This window comes from Geminocystis sp. CENA526 (assembly GCF_050753365.1).
GTDB lineage: Bacteria > Cyanobacteriota > Cyanobacteriia > Cyanobacteriales > Cyanobacteriaceae > Geminocystis.
This window is the reverse complement of sequence record NZ_JBLZFY010000069.1, coordinates 1-22,074: the sequence shown is the minus strand read 5'-3', so window position 1 is coordinate 22,074 and position 22,074 is coordinate 1. Positions and strand designations below refer to the sequence as shown.

Sequence of the window (22,074 nt, the reverse complement as noted above, 5' to 3'; positions counted from 1 at the left end):
GGAAATGGAATCTATCCCGTTTACTTTACGAAAAAGGTTATAACAGAAAAGAAATAGCCGATTTATACAAAGTCATTGATTTAATGATGACATTATCAGAAGATTTACAACTAAAATTTGAAGATAAATTAACACAATATCAGGAGGAAAGAAAAATGCCTTTATTAACTAATATTGAAAAACGTGCTTTAGCAAGAGGTGAACAAAAAGGAGCTAAAGAAAATTGTCAAGAAAATATCCTTGATTTGCTGAAATTACGCTTTAACTCAGTTCCTAAAAGTATAGAAGATTCTCTAAAAAATATCGATAATTTAGCTTTCTTAAAACAGTTACTTATTTCTACAATTAGTGTTAAATCTCTGGAAGAATTTGAGGATTTAATTAACCGTTAATACTAATTTTATAGCTCGATCGAACAGCACCGCTTTTGACGATCGAACTTCCATTATTACCCTATAAATGGATTTTTAATCATCTTTTTTATCAGAAATAATGTCACCTGATATGGGATTAACTTTCAATTCTCGTTTTTCATTATTGCGATAGGCTTTTATTTCCCAACCATCGTCATCGTCATAATCCACATCGACAATGGGAGAATAACCTTTGTTTTCCACACTTCTAATAATTTCCGACAAGGGTTTGGCATTACGAGGGGGTTTATCGTCTGCTAAAGCTGAAGGTACGATCGAAATCCCTGTTAATAAACATAACGCCAGAACAGTTTTTTTCATAGATTTATCATTAAAAACAATAATACTTTAATAATCTTTGACGATTAATTTTAATATTAGTTCCCTTTTATTTTTTAATTCTTCATTCTTAATTCTTCATTCTCAATTTTTCTATTTTACGGTTAAGGCAACACCAGAATTTAACGCTTCCACTAAACTACGCACTACTGCAATCATCGCTACTCGATCATTTAATTTGTTAATTGCAGAGCCTACACCAATACCACTAGCTCCAGATGCGATAGCCATAGGAGCGGTAACATCAGATAAACCAGAAGCACACATCACAGGAATTTCTACGGCACGAGAAATAGCATAGGCGGCGGCGAGAGTGGGGGATGCTTTTTCGATTAACCCTAAGATACCACTATGATTAGGATTGGAGCTTGTGCCTCCTTCGGTTTGAATAATATCTGCACCTACTTCCTCAAGGGCTTGGGCTAATTCTACTTGTTCATCTAGGGCTAAAATATGAGGTACAGTGACAGAAAGAGTCACGTTAGGTAATAAAGCACGGGTTTCACGGGTTAAGTTTAAAACGTCTTCGGCGGAAAAAGTGATACCTTGACTATAGAAACTGTCGAAGTTACCAATTTCCACTAAATCTGCCCCCGCTTCCACCGCTTCAGCTAATAATTGTGCCGAAACAGCCGAAACACATACGGGAATATTAATTAATTGTTTGACGGTTTTAATTAAATTTACATCGGCGGCAATATCCACAAAGGTTGCACCGCCTATTTCTGCTGACTGACATACGGCGCTGACGTTTTCGACATCAAAATTATTTAATCCGCTAATGACTTTGAGGGCTTTTTTTGTAGCGAAGGCTTGAGCTAATTTTGCGTTGTTAATCATAATCTACTTAATCGTTGTAACGTTTAAACTTTTTATTATATCAAAAGTTCGATCGAATCCCCATTAAATTTTTAATAAAGATGAAAATACCCTAAGGAGTTTAATATATAGCAGTCAGTTATCAGTTATGAGAATTTATTATTTTAAAAGGAAAGAGGGAAAAAAGAAAAGGGAAGAGTAATAGTATATTAAATTTATTTATCCATTTCTAAAAAGATGATTTTTCATATTATTAATCCCTTGAAAAAGCTACAGATTGTTTTAGATCAAGTAAAACAAATATTTTTTATTTTATTAATTTTATCTTTAATTTTTACCTTTGTCAGTATTATTATTGCCTTAATAAAAGGCATGAATTTAGAAACTTATATCATATAGTTTTTTAATGCCAATGATAACAGTAGAGGAGTTAAAAACCCAAGCAAATAAGATTATTTTAATTGAGGTCAGAAGTGTTGAAGAATATCAAAAAAATCATATAAAAAATAGTTTTTAAATTCCTATAGACGAAATAAAATTAGATTTAGGCAAAGTTAAATTAGTTCAAATAATTAATAATTCTTCAATACAAAATCCTACTATAGTTTTTAATTATACCTCTGGAGTTCGATCGAGCCAAGCCTATCAAATAATAAAAAATGATACCTTAAAAATGATGGTATTAGCAGGAGGAATTAAGGTATTTAATCAGACATAATGAACCATAAATAAATATTTTAGAGCTTTAACTCCTACTACAATCTCATCTATTCATTATTAGCACAAGTAGATTAAAATAATAAAAGTATTATTGATATAGAAAATTTTAAATTAAATCACAATGGGTAACGAAAATATAGTACTTTTATCCGCTAGGGAAATCGAAAAAATGCGTCAGGCGGGGAAAGTTGCCGCCGAATTATTAGAACATTTAGGTAAAATGGTAACACCCGGTATTAGTACCTATGAATTAAATCAAGCCGCCGAAAAATGGACAAAAGCAAGAGGTGCAAAAAGCGCCCCTTTAGGTTACGGCAGTCCACCATTTCCAGCGTCCATTTGTACTAGCGTCAATGAAGTAATTTGTCATGGCATCCCCAATAAAAATCAGATTTTAAAGGATGGAGATATTATTAATATTGATGTTACTCCTATTGTGGACGGTTATCATGGGGATACTTCTAAAACTTTTTTTGTTGGCACACCCTCCCCAGAAGCACAAAAATTGGTAGAAGTGACGGAAGAATGTTTATATAGAGGCATTAATGCCGTGCGCGCTGGAGGTAGAATTGGGGATATTGGGGCGGCAATTCAAGAATATGCCGAAAGTTTTGGTTATTCCGTTGTCAGAAATTTTGTCGGGCATGGTATTGGGCGCACCTTCCATACTCCTCCCCAAGTGCCTCATTTTGGCAAAAAGGGTACAGGAAAAAAATTGCGTCCGGGTATGGTATTTACGATCGAACCTATGATAAATATAGGAACATGGGAAGCTGATGTATTAGAGGATGGATGGACAGCATTAACTAAGGATAGACAATTATCAGCACAATTTGAACATACCATCGCCATTACTCAAGGTGGAGTGGAGATTTTAACGAAACATTCTTAGCCTTTAGAAGATGAGAAGACGAGAAGATAGTTAAAATTTATGAGTTTTAAATTCTCAATTCTTATAGTCGCTTTAGCAGACTTGTGCTATGAGCAATGAAATTTATTTCTTTGCTGTTTATGATATATTACCTAAATCATTCCACCTTCTCCATTAATTTTAATTATCCCGATGAAAAAAATCTGTTTAAATATCGCTATCATTATACTTATTTTTTGTACTAATTTTCTTTACATTCCCCATGCCAACGCCTATACAGAAGAAGAAAAAATAGTTTTGCAATCGTGGCGTTTAGTCAACGAGGCTTATGTGGATAAAACATTCAATAATCATAACTGGTGGAAAATTCGTCAAGAAGTTCTCAAAAAACCTTTACATAATCGAGAAGAGGCTTATACTGCTATTCGAGAAATGTTAGCACTTTTAGAAGACCCTTATACCCGTTTATTACCTCCTAACAATTATCATAATTTACAAATTAGCACCTCTGGAGAATTATCAGGCATCGGTTTACAAATTAGCATTAATCCCGAAAATAATCAATTAGAAGTTGTAACACCTTTACCAAGTTCTCCCGCCGAATTAGCGGGTATCCAACCGAAAGATATAATTATAACTATTGATGGTATTGATGCTCAAACTTTAACCTTAGACGAAGCCGCCAATAAAATTAGAGGTGAAATTGGTACTACTGTCACCCTCGAAATTCAACCCAAAGATACCAATAAAATAAAAATCTATGAGTTAAAGCGCGATCGACTGTCCCTTAGTTCAGTAAACTATAACTTAGATAAATCTAATCCTAAGTATCCTATCGGTTATTTGCGGTTGAATCAATTTAGTGCCAATGCCACCCAAGATTTAGCCCATGCTATAGTCGATTTAGAAAAACAAGGAGTGAAAGGCTATATTCTCGATTTGAGAAACAACCCCGGCGGATTATTACAAGCAGGAGTGGAAATCGCTCGTTTATGGCTACAACCTAGTACGATCGTTTATACTGTTAATCGTCAAGGCACTTTAGGAAGTTATGATGCTGACGGAGATGCTATTACTGACAAACCTTTAGTATTACTTGTGAATCAAGGTTCAGCTAGTGCTAGTGAAATTCTTGCAGGAGCGTTACAAGACAATCATCGAGCGGTTTTAATCGGAGAAAAAACCTTCGGCAAAGGCTTAATTCAATCCCTGTTTGAATTACCAGAAGGTGCGGGAATGGCTGTGACTGTGGCAAAATACGAGACTCCTAGCCATAAGGATATAAATAAATTGGGCATTACACCCGATCGAATTGTAACCCAAGAGCCGATTAGTTATTTTGAAATTGGTACAGAAAAAGATTTACAGTATCAAAGCGCCCTTGCTTATTTAATGAATAATGAATAATTGTTAATTCTGCATTCTATATTCTTCATTCTGCATTTTTCATTCTGCATTTTCCATTCTCCATTCTTCATTCTCCATTCTTCATTCTTCATTCTTCATTCTTCATTCTTCATTCTCCATATGACACCTTTAGAATCATTACAACAAAGTAGATGGTTTAAGTTGATTTGTGGTGCAAGTTATCAACATTTACCCTCTATCCGTAATCTTGCCCTTATTTATACCCTAGCAGGTGCAGATTGCATTGATGTCGCCGCCGATAAGGCTGTGATTCATAGTGCCTTAGAAGGTATCAAAATTGCTCAAAATTATCGATCGAACGCCATCAAAAAGGGCTATAATCCCCATAGTAAGCCTTTATTGATGGTTAGTATTAATGATGGTGAAGATCCACATTTTCGTAAAGCCTATTTTAATCCTAACCTATGTTCGATCGATTGTCCTCGTCCTTGTGAAAAAATTTGCCCTGCCGAAGCCATTAAATTTAACAACTTACATCAAGGAGTCATAGAAGAATTATGCTATGGTTGCGGAAGATGTTTGCCTATTTGTCCTATAAATATCATTGAAACAAAATCCACTATTATTAGTCCCCAAGAAGTCTTACAATGGTTAGATATTTTACCAATTAATTCGATCGAAATCCATACTCAACAAGGGCATTTAGACAATTTTATTCGTGTTTGGGATATGGTAAAACCCCGTCTTAATCAACTGCAATTAATCGCCATTAGTTGCCCTTATACCGATACCGTCACCGAATATTTAACCGAAATTTATCAATACATTCACCCCGTCAATATTCCTCTTATTTGGCAAACGGACGGAAGACCTATGAGTGGTGACATTGGTAGCGGAACGACTCATTTAACCATCAAATACGCTCAAAAAATGAAACAAACAAACTTAACAGGATTTATTCAACTGGCAGGAGGCACAAATGAATATACCGTAGAGAAATTAAAAGCCTTAAATATGCTTCCCCCCGTTGTCTCTGGCATTGCTTATGGTAGTAAAGCAAGAAAAATCATCAGTGAGATTTTACAAAAATTAGAAGAAATTTCTACTAATAATCAGATAGAAGACTACCCCGAATTGTTATGGCAAGGAGTAAGCCAAGCCTTTACATTAATATCACCGCTTAAATAGTGAATAGTGAATAGTGAATAGTTTTTAATTCTTAATTATCAATTATCAATTCTCAATTCTCAATTCTCAATTCTCAACAGTATAATAGAACACATTTATTATTTTAGCCAGAATCTCTATTAAATCAGGTATCGACATCGAAGTCAAAAAAAAAGTTTTACAAAACTTAAATCTATGGTCTATGATGATAAAAGGTCAACTTTCCTATTATGCCGTAACTAATCCGAGTTAGACAAGGTTGATTTTCAACAATAAGAGTATTTTTATTAATAAAAGTGCGAAAATTTGTTGACCAATACACATTATTCTGTATAATTTTACTTCTCTATATATTATTAACTAATCTGCGATAAATTTATATTCAATTATGCAACCCTTACCTAAGAATGTTGACACTATTCGTGTTTATTTAAAAGAAATTGGACGTATTCCTTTGCTCTCTCAAGAAGACGAGATAATTTTATCTAAACAAATTCAAGACTTAGTTGCCCTCGAAAAAAAGCGAGAAGCATTGAAAAAAAAACTGGGAAAAGAGCCTTCTAAAAAAGAGTGGGCGGAATCCGCAAAAATTAGCGAAAAAAATTTAGATATAAAAATCAGTCAAGGAGAAAAAGCCAAGCGCAAAATGGTAGAGGCGAATTTACGTCTTGTAGTTTCGATCGCCAAAAAATATCTTAAGCGTGACCTCGATCTGCTAGACTTGATTCAAGAAGGTACGATCGGAATGCAAAGAGGTGTTGAAAAATTCGATCCCACTAAAGGTTATCGTTTCTCTACTTATGCCTATTGGTGGATACGTCAAGCCATTACCAGAGCGATTGCTGAGAAAAGTCGTGCAATCCGTTTACCCCTGCATATTACTGAAAAATTAAATAAAATTCGTCAAACTCAAAGAAAGCTATCGGAAGAAAAAGGGCGCCCCGCTACGATCGCAGAGTTATCAGAAGCGCTAGAATTAACACCTGATCAAGTAAGAGAATATTTAGGTAAAGCGCGTAAACCTCTTTCTTTAGACCTCAAAGTAGGAGATAATAATGATACAGAATTAGGAGAGTTATTAGAAGACCCCGGACAATCTCCCGATGATTATACTGACTATTCCTGTCTCCAATTTGACTTAAACCGCATGATGTCGGAGTTAACTCAACAACAACAAGATGTAATTAGATTACGCTATGGTTTAGATGATGGTAAACCCCTAACCCTCTCCAAAATTGGTGAAATTCTCAACATTTCCCGTGAGAGAGTTAGACAAATCGAGAGGGAAGCCTTAACTAAATTACGCAAACGTAAAGAGGTAATCGAGGAATATATCGCCAGTTAATTAACAATTAACAATTAACAATTAACAATTATTCACTATCAACTATTTACTGTATCAAAAGGATTAAAAAAATATGCAAGATAAGTTAATGTTAATGATTCCAGGTCCTACACCTGTACCCGAAAGAGTATTATTAGCTATGGCGAAACACCCCATTGGGCATCGTAGCGGTGATTTTAGCAACATTATTGGTGAGTTAAACGAAAATTTGAAGTGGTTACATCAAACTAAAAATGAAGTACTCACTTTATGCTCTTCTGGTACAGGCGCAATGGAAGCTGGTATCATTAACTTTTTAAGTAAAGGCGATCGAGTTTTAGTGGGAAATAATGGTAAATTTGGCGAAAGATGGGCTATTTTGAGTCGTGCCTTCGGTTTAGATGTGGAAGAAATTACCGCCGAATGGGGTAAACAACTTAATCCCGAAGACTTTAGGGAAAAATTAGAAGCGGATACCGAGAAAAAAATTAAAGCGGTTATTATCACCCATTCTGAAACTTCTACAGGGGTTTTAAATGACTTAGAAACCATCAACAAACACGTTAAAGCGCACGGTGAAGCCTTGATTATTGTGGATGCTGTCACCAGTTTAGGGGCAGTAAATGTACCTATTGACGAATGGGGCTTAGATGTGGTAGCATCTGGTTCACAAAAGGGTTATATGATTCCCCCCGGTTTAGGTTTTGTTGCCGTGAGTGACAAAGCATGGGAAGCTCACAAAACCTCTGATTTACCTAAATTTTACTTAGATTTATTACCTTACAAGAAGGCTAATGGCAAAAATAGTTCACCTTTTACCCCTGCTATTAATTTGATGTATGCTTTACAAGCATCCTTGCAGATGATGAAAGAGGAAGGTTTAGAAAATATTTTCGCTAGACACAAACGCCTCACTCAAATCTGTCGTGACGGAGTTAAGGCTTTAGGTTTACCTTTATACGCCAGTGACGAAGCGGCTGCTTTGGCTATCACTGCAGTTATTCCAGACAAGCATGATGCGGAAGCAATTCGATCGACCATGCGCAAAAAATATGACATTATTTTAGCAGGTGGACAGGATCATCTTAGCGGTAAAATCTTCCGTATGGGACATTTAGGTTTTGTTTCCGAAAGAGATGTTTTAAGCGCCTTAGCTTCCTTAAAAGAAACCTTAGCTATTTTGGGTTAAGAATCGAAGAAGCTAAAATAACTTCTATCTTAAATGTCACTGCGAGGCGAAGCAATCCTTATTTTAGAAAAATTGGTAATTGTTTTGTCATTGCGAGGTAACGAAGCAATCAATAGTTTTTTGATAGTATATATTAATAAGGGCTTCAGCCCTTTTCTTTTTGGGTATTGACAATAGAAAAACAAAAAATGACTATGAATTATCAAGAAGAATTACCGTCAGATAATAATGATTTAGTAGAAAATAATATTGATACCCTAACAAGTATAGAAAAACAATTATTTTCCTTAGAATCTGCCTCTTTGTCTGAACAAATGATAATTATAAGGCAGATATTTTATAGTGTTTATTTATTAAAAGATAATGTCAATTTATTGCCCTATGAAGATTTAACTATTATACTTTATAGCCTTGAAAATATTTTAGTCAATATTCAAACTTATCAGGTTAATTGTGAGCAGAAATTAATTTCTTTATTAGTCAAAGTTTTTGATGCTATTTCTTTTTATATACGGGGTATCAATAATCAGCTCGATCGAACTGAAAACTTATCAAAATATAGTAAAATTGCCGAAGAAAATTTAAGTCAAATTATTAAATATTTAGACAATAAAATCCAAGAATATAAAAGAAAAAAAGTCGATTTATTAACCTTTGCTGATTATTTACAACAATATCCACAAAAAGAGGGAATATTTGAATTTATCGATGGTGAATTAGTCGAAATTAAACAAGTTTTATTACATAAAAATATTAGTCGTTTTTTGATGTTTACTTTTCACGATGAAATTAAACGTTTAAAACTACCCTATATCGTGGATAAAGATGTTATCATTCGTACCATTAATAAAAAAGGGAAAGAAAGAGCGAGAATACCTCATGTTAGCGTAGTCAAAGAATCAATTTGGATTGATAATATGACCAAATATGATGTCATTATTCAACCTTTGGAATTAGTAGTAGAAATAGTCTCTCATCATTGGCAAGATGACTATATTCAAAAGTTAGAAGAATATCAAAATTTAGCCATAAAAGAGTATTGGATTGTTGATTATTTAGGAGTTTTTTCTGTCAATTATATGGATTCTCCTCAAGTACCTACTATGCTTATTTATCAGTTAATTAATGGTAAATATGAGGTACAATCTTTCCATGAAAATGAGCTAATTCGATCGAACATTTTTCCCCAATTAAACTTAACCATGAATGACATTATTAATCAATAGTTAAAATTTGATAAAAATACATATTTTTCCTAAGAAAATAGGAGGTTCGATCGAAATTAAACATGAAATCACTAAAATTCTTCCCTATTTTCACCTGAGTTCGATATAAAAATAGGTGAGGGTTGACTTGCAAGACAGGAAGACAGGCAGATTGTATTTTAGTTTAATCAACATTAAACAACAAAATTTAATAGTTAAAAGGTACAAAATCGGTTATGTTGTAATTTTAGGTATCCTTTACAGATAAATAAAAATTATATATGACACAACCCCCGAAAATTTTACCGATTCCGAATCCCAGAATTTTTAATGTACCCAAAGGCTTTACTGTTAATGTATATGCAGAAGGTTTAAATAATCCCCGTTGGTTGGCTTTAACTCCCGATGGTGATGTTTTGGTGACAGAAACAAGGGATAATCGCATTACTCTCTTACAGGATACCAATAATGATGGTGCGATCGATCGAACTTCAGTATTCGCCGATGCTAGTAATGGCTTAAATATTCCCTTTGGCATGGCTTTTACAGAAAATTATTTCTTTTTGGGAAACCACGATGCCGTGAGACGCTATGATTACAAAAAAGGAGATACTAAGTTACAGGGTGAAGGTATCCAAATCGCTTCTTTACCGGGGGGCGGATATAATCAACATTGGACAAGAAATGTGGTAGTCTCACCCCTAGAAAATAAATTATACGTTTCGATCGGCTCTCGTTCCAATGCAGATATAGAAGAATTACCTCGTGCGTCCATTCAAACTATGGATTTTGACGGCAAGAATCAACAAACTTTCGCCTTTGGATTGCGTAATTCCGTCGGTTTAGATTTTCACCCCATCACCAAAAAATTATATACCACCGTCAATGAAAGGGATGGTTTAGGAGATGATTTAGTGCCAGATTACTTTACCAGTGTCATAGAAGGAGGTTTTTATGGTTGGCCTTACAGTTATTTATCACCTAATCTACTCGATCCCAATCATGTTGTCAATGGAAAAAGTATTGAGCCTGAATTAGTAAGTAAAACGATTATTCCTGATGTACTCATTGAATCTCATTCTGCCCCATTAGGATTACAATTTTATGATGGTGACACCTTTCCTGAAAAATATCGTCATGGTGCGTTTGTAGCTTTTAGGGGGTCATGGAATCGTAGTGAAGGCACAGGCTATAAATTAGTCTTTATTCCTTTCGATGAAGAAGGCAAACCCAAAGGTTATTATGAAGATTTCTTAACAGGTTTTTTAACCGATGCCTCTATCCCTTCCACTTGGGGACGACCTGTGGAATTATTAGTTATGCCCGATGGTAGTCTTTTATTTACCGAAGAAGCCAACGGGGTTATTTATCGCATACAGTATTGGGCAAGTTTAAAAGATTAGTCTTAGACATTTAGGAGAATAACAGGCAAGATGCCTGTTCTACGGTGGTAAAATCATAATTAGGATCGAATTTACAACCTAAATATACAATTCATTTGCCTATTTACTTATATTTCTTTAACAATTGATAAGGATATATTGATTATTCATCATTTTTCCTTGAGAATAAATATTGGACTACTGGAGATAAAATTAGATTATGACATCAACCTCGATCGAACCTACCAAGAATTTAAGCACAAAATTAATCAACGGGCTACTGAATATAAAACCCCTAGCCGAATTTGCTAAAACCCAAGCCCGAAAAATGATTATTAAACGAGCGCATTTGATAGGGGTAAACTGGGAAGAAAATGTGCAAAATCTGCAAAATCAGGATTGGCGCGAAGAAATCAAAGCCATAGAAAACCCTAACATCAAATATCCTCCCTACTATTTAACCTCCTTTCATGCCTACGAAAAAGGGAATATGAGTTGGGAAGCCGCTTGGGAATTAGAGTCTGCCGCCTATAGCGTCCATTCTACCATTTTCTCGAAAACTCCTCAACAAGACGGCGATCGAACCTTGAGAAACAACTATCATGAATTTTTGAAAACCCAAATTCCCTCCCCCCCAGAAAATATTTTAGACATCGGTTGCGGAGTAGGTTTAAGTACATTTGCTTTACAAGAAACTTATCCTGATAGTAATATTTCGGGGTTAGATTTATCCCCCTACTTTTTAGCCGTTGCGCAACATCAAGCGAAACTGAAAGGAAAATCCATTAATTGGCTTCACCAAGCAGGAGAATATAACAATTTACCTCACGAATCTTTAGATTTAATTTCCGCCTTTTTAATCTTCCATGAATTGCCTCAATCTGCGGCTGAAAATATCATTTCCCATAGCTATAAATTACTTAAAAAAGGTGGTTTTTTTGCCATAATGGACATGAATCCCCAATCAGAAAACTATAAAAAAATGCCTCGTTATGTGTTTACTTTATTAAAAAGTACTGAACCTTATTTAGATCAATATTTTAGTTTAGATATGGATTCTGTATTCACTAAATGTGGATTTTCTACCCCAAAAATTGTTTCCATTAGTCCTCGTCATCGTGCTATTATTGCTCAAAAATTAGGTTAAAATTTATCCTCTTTTTTTATTGCTATAATTTGTTTTGTCATTGCAATTTATTCTGTTTTTTTTGTCATTGTAATTTACTCTATTTAATTTTGTCATTGCGAGGCACGAAGCAATCTCTTTTATTTGCTTAATAACAAATCTATAAGTCTTGAATTTCTCATCATTTATTGCTAAAAATATTGCTTTTGTAATTGAATAAATCAATCTGTTACCTAAATTCTCGCAAATGTTATTTTTCTTTTGAAGAATGCACTATCCATCATCATAAGATTATAGCGTTTTGGTGGGCAATGCCCACCCTACATAATCTAGTTTATTAATTTTATTTATCTCTCTTATTCAACAAAAAAATGAAAGTTACACCTACAAAAATACCTGATATTTTAATTATTGAACCACAAGTTTTTTCCGACGATCGAGGTTTTTTCTTCGAGAGTTTTAACGGTAAATCTTTTCAAGAAAAGACGGGATTAAATATTAATTTTGTACAGGATAATCACTCTCGATCAAGTCAAAATGTATTAAGAGGATTACACTATCAAATTAAACAACCTCAAGCAAAATTAGTCAGAGTTATAGCAGGAGAAATCTTAGATATTGGGGTGGACATTCGCAAATCATCCCCAACTTTTGGACAATGGGTAGGAGTGATTTTAAGTGCCGAAAATAAGCAACAATTATTAATACCTGAAGGCTTTGCTCATGGTTTTTTAGTCTTGTCAGAAACGGCGGATGTTTTATATAAAACTAATAACTATTATAACAAAGAGTTCGATCGAGCGATTCGTTGGAATGATCCAGATATTAATATTAATTGGAACTCAAAAACAAGCCCCATATTATCAGAAAAAGATCAAAATGCCCCCTTCCTTAAAGACGCTGAAATTTTTGATTAATTAACAATATTGTGTCATTGTGAGACAAAAGGCAATGTAAAAGAATCTTCAATCTTTTTTTTGAGATATGATATTGGCAATATTCCCTGATAATAAAATATTCTTGAAATAAAAAATAAATTTGCTTAATTAATAATTTATGAACACATATATATTAGGAATTAATGCCTATCATGGCGATGCTTCCGCTAGTCTGATTCACAATGGCAAGTTAATTGTCGCCGTAGAAGAAGAGCGTTTTACCCGTATTAAACATTGGGCTGGATTTCCTAGTCAATCGATAAAATACTGCCTAACCTATGCTAACATTCAACCCCAAGACTTAGACCATATTGCAATTTCTTATAATTCAAAAGCCAATCTTAATAAAAAACTCTTATTTACTCTCAAAAATCGTCCTTCCTTAAATTCTCTTTTAGAGCGATTAAGTAAACAAACGAAATCTTCGACTATTCCAGAAAAAATCGCTGAAGCCTTAAACTGTGATTCCTCTGAGATTAAAGCACAAATCCATAACTTGGAGCATCATTCTACCCATTTAGCTAGTTCTTTTTTTGTTTCACCCTTTGAACAAGCCGCAATACTTTCGATCGATGGTATGGGAGATTTTGTGAGTACTCTAATGGCGGCAGGAGAGGGAAATCAACTACAATATTTTTCTCGTATTCATTACCCCCATTCTATAGGATACCTTTACAATGCCATTACTCTTTACTTAGGTTTTCCCTCTTATGGAGATGAGTATAAAGTCATGGGGTTAGCACCCTATGGGCAACCTGAATATTTAGAGGCTTTTAGAAAAATCATCTATCCCAAAAATGACGGTTTTGAATTAAACCTAGATTATTTCAATCACCATCAAAAGGGAATCGCCATGAATTGGGAACATGGTTCACCTAACGTACAACCGTTTCACAGTGAAGAATTAGAAAAATTATTAGGGAAATCCCGTCAACCTAAAGAAGAATTAACCCAAAAACATCAAAATATAGCCGCTTCTGTTCAAGCTGTAACGGAAGAAATCATTTTCCATCTTCTTAACCGTTTACACGATCGATATAAGAGTGATAATTTATGTTTAACAGGAGGAGTAGCCATGAACTCTGTTGCTAATGGTAAAATTACTCAACATACACCCTTTAAAAATGTCTATATTCCTGTGGGTGCAGCAGACAATGGTACTTGTTTTGGTGCTGGTTTTTTTGTGTGGAATCAAATGTTAAAACAACCCCGAAATTTTGTTCTCGAACATGGTTATTGGGGTGCAGAATTTAGTGATGAAGATTGTTTATTGGCATTAAAAAACTATGACTTAAATATTGAACAATTCGATCGAGTAAATCTTTTAAATCAAGTGGTGGACGCACTTTGTGAAGGGAAGGTTATAGGCTGGTTTCAGGGCAAAATGGAATTTGGAGCTAGAGCATTAGGAAATAGGTCAATTTTAGCTGATCCCCGTCGCAGTGATATGCGAGATATTATCAATTTAAAAATTAAATTTAGAGAAAAATTTAGACCTTTTGCCCCTAGTATTTTAGAAGAATATGTAGGAGAATTTTTTGAAATTGATGCTCCTGTACCCTTCATGGAAAAAGTGTTTAAAGTTCGTCCAGAAAAACGGGATATAATTCCTGCGGTTACTCATGTGGACGGAACTGGAAGATTACAAAGTGTATCTCATAAAACGAATCCTCTATATTGGGATTTGATTAAAACCTTTGCCGATCGAACTGGTGTACCATTAGTGTTAAATACTTCTTTGAATGAAAATGAACCCATAGTTCATAAACCAGAAGAAGCGATCGAGTGTTTCTTGCGTACTAAGATGGATATATTAGTTTTGGGTAACTATTTTATCACGAGAAACCAATAGACTATTCGCTCAAACACTAAATATTGCGTTATTATTACGCTCGAAATGCTCTCCTTATCAAAATACTTTTTCGTCAATCCCTACTTAAACAAGATTGCTTTAAAGAAAAAATGGGGAAGGGCTAACATTCTTTTCCAGCGATGAGGCTCTTGATATAATCTATATAGCCACTCTAAATGATTATCACAGAAAAACTTAGGCGCTCTTTCTTTGACTCCACCCCACACATCAAAACTTCCCCCAACCCCAATCCATACAGCATTAGGCGCCAGATAGCGATGATTTTGAATCCATAATTCTTGTCTTGGCACTCCTAATCCTACTAATATTAGTTTAGGTTGTGTTTGCTCGATCGAGTCGCACCATATTTTCATTTCTGATTCAGAAAGATAGCCATGATTGTAGAGAATATTGGCATTAGGTAATTTTTCACGCCAAACTTGAGTTGCTTTTTCTGTAACTCCGGGTGCGCCTCCATAAAAACAGATAGGATAATCTTTACCCCGTTTACCAAGAGTTTCCACGAGGGAGGCGGATAACTCTATTCCTGCAATCCTTTGTTGTTTTTGCCCTCTGCGTTTTAAATAGAATATCACCCCAGAGCCATCAGGCACAACTAAATCCGCTTTTTTGATAGCCTTGTTTAAATCATCGTTTTTTTGTGCCATCATTGCCATTTCTGAGTTCATCGTAACTACATGAGTAAACTCATTATTGTCAATACGATTAATAAGCCAATCGTGGTAATTATCGGTTAAATGTACGGGTAAATCAAAAATAGAGGAAATTTTCATAAAAAAATATTAAATATTTATTCTGTTCAATTAAAATTGTTAATTTAGATAATTTTTTATTTTATTTTATTGATGTCAATTTATTATAACTATTTTTTAAGGGTATTTAAAGTAATTATTTTTATAGTTAAGATAAACAAGGTTAAGGATATTAATTCAGATTACTGATATTATCTTGTTATCACAAAGTTTCACTGTAAATCTTTGTTTATTCTTCTAAAATATAGCTAAAAATTTGATAAGGTTGGACTTGTTTTGTTTGATTATTAATTGGATTTTCTAGTAAATTAACTCTAGTGTTTAACTTTAAATTTAATAAGCCTTTTAATTCTAATATTGTTGATAATCCGTGAGATTCATAACCTCGTATTAAAATTTTATTGTTGTCATTTTCTAGGGGTTTTAATGCCATTAAAATAAGGTTGTTTTCTCCTAAGTTTAACAATTCTCCTTGATTCGGTAAAACCGATAAATTTGAAGGTTTATTTTCAGCAATTAATAGCTGTAAAGGAGTGTTTAATTCGTAGGCTTTTTTGACAGTATTTGCTTTTTTCCAATCTTCTTTATGGGGATATATACTATAAGTAAATTTGTGTATATTTTGCTCAAAAATGGTTCGATCGCACTTTTCATCAGGCCATTTTGGACTTCTTAACAGAGTTAAACATAGTTGATTAGGTTTAGCAGAATAGCCATATTTACAATCATTAATGAGACTAATTCCATAGTCATTATTACTTAAATCAGCCCAATAGTGTGCTGGTACTTCCCATTGTGCTTTTTCGGCTTCGGTTTTGGGTTTTGTGGTTCGTTCAATATTACCACAAGCGATGTCATAGGTAACAAAATCACTTTCAATATTTAAGTCAAAATTGACTTTTAATAGGGTATAATCTTCTTGCCAATTAACTTGATTTTTGATAGTTAATATTGATTCATTAAAGTTTAAAATATAGTCTTGAATAAAGCTCGATCGATTGAAGGTTTTTTCTACCCTTATGATTTGTCTTAAAGTGCCTTTTTCTAACCATTGAATAGATGTTAAAATAGGGTTATTTAATCGATAATTTTCGTAATTTGGATCGATATTCCAAGCATCCCAATATTGCCCTTTATCTGCAAATAATTGTAATTCATTGCCGAAGCCTTGCAACACTTCTTGCTTATTTATTTTGTCATAAATGCTGATAATATTGCCCGTTTCTTTATCTATTTCTGCGATAATATATTCATTTTCTAAGATAAATTGTGTATCATCAAAAATAGTTTGATTTACTTGATTTTGACTATCGTTATTAACCTGAGATTTTTTGTGAAGATAAAAACACTTATAGCCAACACTAGGGATATTTTCAGCAAAAAAGATTAACTTACCATCGTGACTAATTTCAGTTTTTATTATCTCTCCATTGTTATCTAAAATTTGATAATTAAACATCTTTTCCGTAAAACAGGCATCTTGCCTGTCTATATAATTCTCAGGATTTAATTCTATGACTTCATTTCTTAACCAATTTAAGCTATTAAAAATAATGATTATTTGAGCTTCTTTTTCCACAAAATTAGGTATGGTTATATAAGGTTCGATCGAACTTAAACAAGTGTATAAAATATCTTTAGTTTGTGTAATAACTTCCTGCCAAAGTTGATTCGCTTCTTCAAAAACTGGATTAATAGAAGTGCCGGGTAAAATATCATGAAATTGATTTAATAAAACCTTTTGCCAATTTTGTTTAATAATATTAGTTGTTTCTTGATAAACACAATCTTGATTAATAGAAGTATATTTTTTAGCTAAAATTAGGGCAATAGTAGAGAATAATTCCGCTTGATAAAGCAATCTTTCAGCATATCTATTATAATATTTTTGATCACCGTGAGTGGTATAACAGCCTCGATGTAATTCTAAATAAAGTTCATTATTCCATATCGGTAATGTAGATAATTTTTCTGGTGTAAAACAGGCATCTTGCCTGTAATTAGCTTGATTTTCTAGTGTAAAACAGGCATCCTGCCTGTAATTAGGTTGATGTTTATTAAAAATAGCACTAATTTTGTCTAAATATTGTTGTGCAGAAGTAAAATTAATTTGAGGGAAAAAAGGCGAATTATCATAACGTTTCGCTACCTCCAGCATATCACGAGTAGGACCTCCACCATGATCACCTACCCCCGGAAGCCAGAAAATATCTTTTAATCCTGTCTGGTTTTCCCAATCAACGCTATAATTCGTCATGGTAATGGGGTTAGTATCCATGACTCCAGCAACGTTGGGGGGAGACATCATAGAGAAAATGCGACTACCATCGGGAGACTGCCACCAAAAGCAACCATAGGGAAATTTTGTCGTATCATTCCAATGCAATTTTCCCGTCACAAAGTAGTTAATTTCGGCTTGTTGTAAAATTTGTGGTAACTGCCAAGGAAAACCAAAGGTATCAGGCAACCAAGCTACGGTATTATATTTACCAAACTTTTCTAAAAAATATTTTTGCCCATATAATAATTGTCTAATTAAAGATTCTCCACTTATTAAATTAACATCAGGCTCAACCCACATTCCTCCTAAAATTTCCCATTGATGATTCTTAACGGCTTGTTGAATTTGCTGAAATAATAGGGGTTTATGGTTTTCTATCCATTGATATAGATAAGCGGTGGTATGTCCAAAAGTTAAATAATCATAATTTTTTTGTAAATTTAAAACAGAGTTAAAAGTCCGTTGGGCGACTTCGTAAGTTTCCTCCAGAGTCCATAACCAAGCCATATCTAAATGAGCATGACCTAATAAATAAAATTGTCTTTCTTTGATATAGTTAGATAGGGGTAAAAGATTATTTCTCAGATTAGCTAATTCACGATTAAATAACTCATTATTATTAACAAGATGCCAGTTAATTTTCTTAATTTCTGTGGCTAAAAACTCTGTTCGATCGAGATAAAAGTTGTTAATATATTTATCTAAGATAGTTAATTCATTAGCGACAAAACTGGGATCAATATCATTATAATTACTTTCATAAAGACATTTAGAAGCCATTAAACCACCAATATCATGGCTAGGGCTAATTAACCTTAAACTAATAATAAATTGTTCATTTATTTGGACTTTTTCACTAACTAAAACACGACTGGAAGAATCGAATAAATCTCCTTCACAAACTAAGTCATTATTAATAAAAATTTGGGCAGATTTTGCCCACCAAGTTAAGGCAATTCTTAGACTTAAATCCTGTAAAGAATAACCTTTATTTAAGCTATGGGGAATAATAATTTTTTGGGTAAACCATCTTTCTTTTTCTCCTTTTTCCCACACTAAATATTTTTTCTCATTTACTACGGCTTTTTGCCAATTTTCATCTATAATTAAAGGCGGTTTTTCTAAGGTTCGATCACGAAGTGCCGTTACACGATCGAGATAATACCAATTATTTTGAATGTCTAATTCTGTTAAATTTTTGAGATTAGTAATCGTTTCTTGAATATCCATAGAGAAGAATTAAGAATTAAGAATTAAAAATGAAGAATTAATAGCTAAATTAACCTAAGTTCGATGAAAAAAATATGAAAAAATAAGGTGTTAAGACTCATAATTAGCAAAATTTTAACCGAAAAGAATCATTAATTTTAGGTAAAATTTATTTAAAATCAATTTAACGCTAGTTTATGTAAATTAAGATTGCTTCGTGCCTCGCAATGACAATATTATCGATTTAATATGGCTTGAATTTGTTGATGCAAGAGGGGAATATCATTAATTATCACATCCCAAACTAAGTTATAATCTACGCCAAAATATTCATGAATTAACTTATCTCGCATTCCTGTCATTTTTTTCCAAGGAATCTCAGGATATTGTTGTCTAAAATCGTGAGGTAATTTTTTCGTTGCTTCTCCAATAATCTCTAAACTACGCAAAAAAGCCCTTGTTAAAATAGGATTGACTAAGAAACTTTCTTTGTCCACTCCTTCAGATACTTCTATAATGAAAAGAGTTTCGATTAAAATATGACCTAAATAATCATCAGGACAATGATACATATTCTACCTCTGCTAATATTTTATGTCCAAAAATAGGGCTTAAAGATTCGGGAGTTAAAACATCGACTTTGCGCCCAAATAAATCCTCAAGGAAAAAACATAAATCCATAAAATTCATAAAGGTTTTCAATTCTGGTTCAAATTCTATCAGTAAATCAATATCACTATTTTCTGTAGCTTCTCCTCGCCGAAATGAGCCAAATAAACCACACTGTTTTACTCCGTAACTTTTTAAGGTTTGACTATTTTCTTGTAATTTACTAAAAATATCTTGTTTATGTTCAATTAATACAGTCATAAAGAGTTATAAGTATGTTTAACTATTAGAGTTGTTGCTCAAAATTGATATTTTAATCAAATTTTTACATTATTTGTGGGAGTTGGTGTATGGTAGTTCACTGGCAGTGTATTAGTTCTATATTTTAAAATTTAAAAGTATTCATAATAGCCTTAATAATGTCTTCGGGCGCTTCTTCTGGGATATAATGACCACATCCTTCAATCACATAGTTAGTAATGTTCTCAGCATAGGGTGCTAAACCATTATAAATTAAGGATTTAGTGGCAAATTCTCCTCCCATAGTAAAAATCGGCTGACTAAAGCGAGTTTCTGGAGTGAGGGTATTCGTTTTAATATTTTCCTCTAAACTGGCATACCATAAAAATCCAGCTTTCATGGCATAGGGACGACTATAATAACTTACATAATATTCGATCGAATCAGCAGATAAATTCTCTTTGCGTCTGGATTTATTGGAAAAATACCAACTGAGATATTCTTTTTCTTTGCCTTTGACTAAGCTATCTGCTAAATCTGGTACTTTATGGAAGTAGAATTGCCATACTTTACCTGCATTTTCCAAAGAGAAAAAGTCATTACTAACTAACCCCGGTATCGCCGCATCGATTAATCCTAAGCCTTCTATTTGTTGAGGAAAAAGTTTGAGGATACTAAAGGCAACCCAAGCGCCCACATCATGCCCCACCAAATAAAATGAGGTTATCTGTTTTTGTGCCATAAAATTAATTACTTCTTGGGCAGAGGTAGCACAATCATAACCATTTTCGGGAATATCGGAATCTCCTTGCCCTCTCAAGTCTAAAGCAATAACATGAAAATATTTGCTTAATGGCTCTAATAATAGTCGCCAAACGTAACAAGTTTGAGGCCAACCTCCTAGTAATACTAATGGTTTACCAGTACCTCCTTCAACGGCGTGAAGGGTAATATCGTTAACTTTGGTGTAGGTGTGATTAAATCCTGAAGGAAGGGTTATGTCAATATAGGGTTGATTCATAATAAACAGAGTTTGATTAAAAAAAATGATGTGATGAGAAGAAAGAAAATGCTCTAAATTCTTAAAGTTAGTCAACAAATCTTAGAGGTTGCATAAATCATAACTATATTCTGTCATTGCGAGGCACGAAGCAATCTCCATTAACCTTGATGTTTAGTTATTATTATTCTCATTCAATGTCAATTTAAGATAGAGATGTTTGATAGGTGTTTTTTAAAAATTTTAGTCCTTCTTCGGCGATATATTGGCTACTGGGGGCAATTTTACGCCAAATTTTAGCGGATGTGGCTAATTCGATGTCGTCAGGGTTAAAACTCTCAATCACGATCGAACCTTGATATTCCATAGCTTTCAGGGTGTTAAATAACTCTTGCCAAGGAAGACTATCACTGCCGGGAGTACCTCTGTCTTTGGCGCTAACATGAACATGAAAACATTTTTTTCCTGCTTGTAAAAAGGCTTGAATAATGTCCTTTTCTTCGATATTCATGTGGAATAAGTCCAATAATAGCCCCATATTCGGACATTCGATCGAACTTAAAAGATTTAATCCTTGCTCGACAGTATTTAAAGCATAACCTTGAAAGCGGTTAAGAGGCTCAAAAGCTAGTTTGATGTCAGTATTGATGAGAGTATCAGCGATTTGTTTTAAGGCTTGATGTAATCGTTTTTCTTCCTCATCTTGAAGGGGTTTACCACTAAGATAACCTACTGGATGAATTAAAGGACCAGATAATTGAGTTATACCGCATTTTTGACAAAATTCGATGGCTTTTTGCAGATAATTAACGGATTTTTCCCAAATTTCGGGGTTATCACTGGTAAGAGATAATCCTTGAGGCATACTGCTACAAAAAGTTAAGCCTAATTCGTATTTATCTTGATAACTTTTAAGAACATTTCGATCGAGCTGCTCAAAACTATGGGTAGCAATCTCGACACTATCAAATCCCCACTCTTTGGCTTGAGAAAAGATAAATTCCTCATGCCCTAAAAATTCTTTTTTCCAGATAAAAGTATGAACACCAAATCGAATTAACATAGATTCAATCATGGTAAAAATTATTATTAATAGGTTTGTAGTAATGGCTTTAGCCGTCTTTTGAGAATTTAGCTTAAACGGCGAGAAGCCCCACACTTTGTTTTCGAGTAAAAAAAATAATTAAAACAAGTGTGGGATGAATCGCCAGTGACGTGATAAAATAACTATAGGTTAACCACCTCAACC

The 22,074-nt window shown here is 33.7% G+C and carries 18 protein-coding genes and 1 pseudogene; 11 read left to right on the top strand and 8 right to left on the bottom strand.

Annotated elements, in window-relative coordinates:
- A pseudogene (locus ACN4EE_RS16015) lies at positions 1-392 on the top strand (hypothetical protein); the annotation flags it as partial.
- A gap of 75 nt (positions 393-467) precedes the next feature.
- On the opposite strand, the gene ACN4EE_RS16010 reads toward ACN4EE_RS16015, so the two are convergent.
- Both ACN4EE_RS16010 and ACN4EE_RS16005 read right to left on the bottom strand, forming a co-directional pair.
- On the bottom strand, positions 468-734 hold the full coding sequence (locus ACN4EE_RS16010; RefSeq protein WP_431707465.1) for a PepSY domain-containing protein: 267 nt from the start codon (positions 732-734) through the stop codon (positions 468-470).
- A 111-nt stretch (positions 735-845) separates the two neighbouring features.
- Positions 846-1,592: a DUF561 domain-containing protein gene (locus ACN4EE_RS16005; RefSeq protein ID WP_431707464.1), complete on the bottom strand. Its 747-nt coding sequence runs from the start codon at positions 1,590-1,592 to the stop codon at positions 846-848.
- Between the two features lie 820 nt (positions 1,593-2,412).
- Between ACN4EE_RS16005 and map the strand changes: the two genes are divergently transcribed.
- From map to ACN4EE_RS15955, 10 genes are all read left to right on the top strand, one after another.
- Positions 2,413-3,183 carry a type I methionyl aminopeptidase gene (map, locus tag ACN4EE_RS16000; RefSeq protein ID WP_431707463.1) on the top strand — a complete coding sequence of 257 codons (771 nt, stop codon included), beginning with the start codon at positions 2,413-2,415 and terminating at the stop codon, positions 3,181-3,183.
- Between the two features lie 171 nt (positions 3,184-3,354).
- Positions 3,355-4,569: a carboxyl-terminal processing protease CtpA gene (gene ctpA, locus ACN4EE_RS15995; RefSeq protein WP_431707462.1), complete on the top strand. Its 1,215-nt coding sequence runs from the start codon at positions 3,355-3,357 to the stop codon at positions 4,567-4,569.
- 120 nt (positions 4,570-4,689) lie between these two features.
- Positions 4,690-5,718 (top strand): circadian clock protein LdpA, encoded by a 1,029-nt coding sequence (ldpA, locus tag ACN4EE_RS15990; RefSeq protein ID WP_431707461.1) that lies wholly within the window; start codon positions 4,690-4,692, stop codon positions 5,716-5,718.
- 367 nt (positions 5,719-6,085) lie between these two features.
- Entirely contained in the window at positions 6,086-7,042 is a 957-nt protein-coding gene (locus ACN4EE_RS15985; RefSeq protein ID WP_431707460.1) for an RNA polymerase sigma factor, RpoD/SigA family, read from the top strand.
- A 73-nt stretch (positions 7,043-7,115) separates the two neighbouring features.
- Positions 7,116-8,210 carry a pyridoxal-phosphate-dependent aminotransferase family protein gene (locus ACN4EE_RS15980; RefSeq protein WP_431707459.1) on the top strand — a complete coding sequence of 365 codons (1,095 nt, stop codon included), beginning with the start codon at positions 7,116-7,118 and terminating at the stop codon, positions 8,208-8,210.
- Positions 8,211-8,398: 188 nt separating this feature from the next.
- On the top strand, positions 8,399-9,436 hold the full coding sequence (locus ACN4EE_RS15975) for a Uma2 family endonuclease (protein ID WP_431707458.1): 1,038 nt from the start codon (positions 8,399-8,401) through the stop codon (positions 9,434-9,436).
- Positions 9,437-9,696: 260 nt separating this feature from the next.
- A complete protein-coding gene (locus tag ACN4EE_RS15970) occupies positions 9,697-10,818 on the top strand; it encodes a PQQ-dependent sugar dehydrogenase (RefSeq protein ID WP_431707457.1) in 1,122 nt (373 codons plus the stop codon).
- Positions 10,819-11,017: 199 nt separating this feature from the next.
- Positions 11,018-11,944 (top strand): class I SAM-dependent methyltransferase, encoded by a 927-nt coding sequence (locus ACN4EE_RS15965; protein ID WP_431707456.1) that lies wholly within the window; start codon positions 11,018-11,020, stop codon positions 11,942-11,944.
- A 350-nt stretch (positions 11,945-12,294) separates the two neighbouring features.
- Entirely contained in the window at positions 12,295-12,840 is a 546-nt protein-coding gene (gene rfbC / locus ACN4EE_RS15960) for a dTDP-4-dehydrorhamnose 3,5-epimerase (RefSeq protein ID WP_431707455.1), read from the top strand.
- Between the two features lie 139 nt (positions 12,841-12,979).
- Positions 12,980-14,713, top strand: coding sequence for a carbamoyltransferase family protein (locus ACN4EE_RS15955; RefSeq protein ID WP_431707454.1), 1,734 nt, complete (start codon positions 12,980-12,982; stop codon positions 14,711-14,713).
- An 80-nt stretch (positions 14,714-14,793) separates the two neighbouring features.
- Here the strand turns inward: ACN4EE_RS15955 and ACN4EE_RS15950 are convergent, their stop codons facing one another.
- From ACN4EE_RS15950 to ACN4EE_RS15925, 6 genes are all read right to left on the bottom strand, one after another.
- The gene (locus tag ACN4EE_RS15950) at positions 14,794-15,507 is read right to left on the bottom strand and encodes a WecB/TagA/CpsF family glycosyltransferase (protein WP_431707453.1); all 714 of its coding nucleotides are present in this window, start codon (positions 15,505-15,507) and stop codon (positions 14,794-14,796) included.
- Between the two features lie 208 nt (positions 15,508-15,715).
- Positions 15,716-18,997, bottom strand: a complete 3,282-nt coding sequence (locus tag ACN4EE_RS15945) for an alpha-mannosidase (RefSeq protein ID WP_431707452.1) — start codon at positions 18,995-18,997, stop codon at positions 15,716-15,718.
- A gap of 215 nt (positions 18,998-19,212) precedes the next feature.
- The gene (locus ACN4EE_RS15940; RefSeq protein WP_431707451.1) at positions 19,213-19,548 is read right to left on the bottom strand and encodes a HepT-like ribonuclease domain-containing protein; all 336 of its coding nucleotides are present in this window, start codon (positions 19,546-19,548) and stop codon (positions 19,213-19,215) included.
- The gene (locus ACN4EE_RS15935; protein WP_431707450.1) at positions 19,532-19,846 is read right to left on the bottom strand and encodes a nucleotidyltransferase family protein; all 315 of its coding nucleotides are present in this window, start codon (positions 19,844-19,846) and stop codon (positions 19,532-19,534) included. The genes ACN4EE_RS15940 and ACN4EE_RS15935 overlap by 17 nt, the downstream gene beginning before the upstream one ends.
- 124 nt (positions 19,847-19,970) lie before the next feature.
- The gene (locus tag ACN4EE_RS15930) at positions 19,971-20,846 is read right to left on the bottom strand and encodes an alpha/beta fold hydrolase (protein WP_431707449.1); all 876 of its coding nucleotides are present in this window, start codon (positions 20,844-20,846) and stop codon (positions 19,971-19,973) included.
- A 184-nt stretch (positions 20,847-21,030) separates the two neighbouring features.
- Positions 21,031-21,900, bottom strand: a complete 870-nt coding sequence (locus ACN4EE_RS15925; RefSeq protein WP_431707448.1) for a sugar phosphate isomerase/epimerase family protein — start codon at positions 21,898-21,900, stop codon at positions 21,031-21,033.
- Positions 21,901-22,074 lie beyond the last annotated feature (174 nt).

Coding starts and splice junctions, on each gene's coding strand:
- ACN4EE_RS16010 (WP_431707465.1), bottom strand. CDS start 734: ATGAAAAAAACTGTTCTGGCGTTATGTTTATTAACAGGGATTTCGATC.
- ACN4EE_RS16005 (WP_431707464.1), bottom strand. CDS start 1,592: ATGATTAACAACGCAAAATTAGCTCAAGCCTTCGCTACAAAAAAAGCC.
- map (WP_431707463.1), top strand. CDS start 2,413: ATGGGTAACGAAAATATAGTACTTTTATCCGCTAGGGAAATCGAAAAA.
- ctpA (WP_431707462.1), top strand. CDS start 3,355: ATGAAAAAAATCTGTTTAAATATCGCTATCATTATACTTATTTTTTGT.
- ldpA (WP_431707461.1), top strand. CDS start 4,690: ATGACACCTTTAGAATCATTACAACAAAGTAGATGGTTTAAGTTGATT.
- ACN4EE_RS15985 (WP_431707460.1), top strand. CDS start 6,086: ATGCAACCCTTACCTAAGAATGTTGACACTATTCGTGTTTATTTAAAA.
- ACN4EE_RS15980 (WP_431707459.1), top strand. CDS start 7,116: ATGCAAGATAAGTTAATGTTAATGATTCCAGGTCCTACACCTGTACCC.
- ACN4EE_RS15975 (WP_431707458.1), top strand. CDS start 8,399: ATGACTATGAATTATCAAGAAGAATTACCGTCAGATAATAATGATTTA.
- ACN4EE_RS15970 (WP_431707457.1), top strand. CDS start 9,697: ATGACACAACCCCCGAAAATTTTACCGATTCCGAATCCCAGAATTTTT.
- ACN4EE_RS15965 (WP_431707456.1), top strand. CDS start 11,018: ATGACATCAACCTCGATCGAACCTACCAAGAATTTAAGCACAAAATTA.
- rfbC (WP_431707455.1), top strand. CDS start 12,295: ATGAAAGTTACACCTACAAAAATACCTGATATTTTAATTATTGAACCA.
- ACN4EE_RS15955 (WP_431707454.1), top strand. CDS start 12,980: ATGAACACATATATATTAGGAATTAATGCCTATCATGGCGATGCTTCC.
- ACN4EE_RS15950 (WP_431707453.1), bottom strand. CDS start 15,507: ATGAAAATTTCCTCTATTTTTGATTTACCCGTACATTTAACCGATAAT.
- ACN4EE_RS15945 (WP_431707452.1), bottom strand. CDS start 18,997: ATGGATATTCAAGAAACGATTACTAATCTCAAAAATTTAACAGAATTA.
- ACN4EE_RS15940 (WP_431707451.1), bottom strand. CDS start 19,548: ATGTATCATTGTCCTGATGATTATTTAGGTCATATTTTAATCGAAACT.
- ACN4EE_RS15935 (WP_431707450.1), bottom strand. CDS start 19,846: ATGACTGTATTAATTGAACATAAACAAGATATTTTTAGTAAATTACAA.
- ACN4EE_RS15930 (WP_431707449.1), bottom strand. CDS start 20,846: ATGAATCAACCCTATATTGACATAACCCTTCCTTCAGGATTTAATCAC.
- ACN4EE_RS15925 (WP_431707448.1), bottom strand. CDS start 21,900: ATGATTGAATCTATGTTAATTCGATTTGGTGTTCATACTTTTATCTGG.